Annotated in this window: 1 pseudogene; it reads right to left on the bottom strand. The window is 63.2% G+C overall.

The annotated features are described in order from the left end of the window. Positions 1-425: pseudogene (locus HCC78_RS33475) on the bottom strand (hypothetical protein); the annotation flags it as partial. Positions 426-563: the final 138 nt, after the last annotated feature.

Consider the following 563-nt stretch of genomic DNA (forward strand, 5'->3'; position numbering starts at 1 on the left):
ACCTGTCCCATGCGGTCCCAAGTCAGCTTTCCGGATCGGCTTCGCCGTGACAGCGATGCTTTCCATATGCGCTCGACTTGATGGAGATACCACCTCAGACGCCGTCCGTTGCCCGTGATCCCGTAGTAGGCATAGTGTCCCTGCATCATGCGGCTCAGGCGCCGGTGCTGGGCTTTCAGCGACAAGTGCAGGTGCTGTCTGCACCAGTCCTTGACGGCATGAAGCGCCCGCGCGTACCGATCCTTGGCCGTGATCTGCCGGACCACCGGCTTGCCTCCCCGCCGCTTCATCACCCGCTGTCTACGCTTCACGACTGCCGTTGCCGACAGCCATGCAAGACTCGCTTCCGGCTGGCGGGCTGCGCCTTTGCCGGGCGGGTGTCGAACCCGCTGGATCGCTTCGAACGGTTTCAGGTCATTCCTCACCTCCTTCCTGTTCTCTTCCCCCGTTCCGGGGCTTGCTTGACGCAAGCTGGTCGCACGCGCGGCGCAAGCTGCGGGAAATATTCGACCGGGACGGGTCCGAGATCGCTGCCGAAGGTCTGCGCAGGATCGCCGAATTCT

The sequence above is a fragment of the Mangrovicoccus sp. HB161399 genome (assembly GCF_013184745.1).
Classification (GTDB): domain Bacteria; phylum Pseudomonadota; class Alphaproteobacteria; order Rhodobacterales; family Rhodobacteraceae; genus Mangrovicoccus.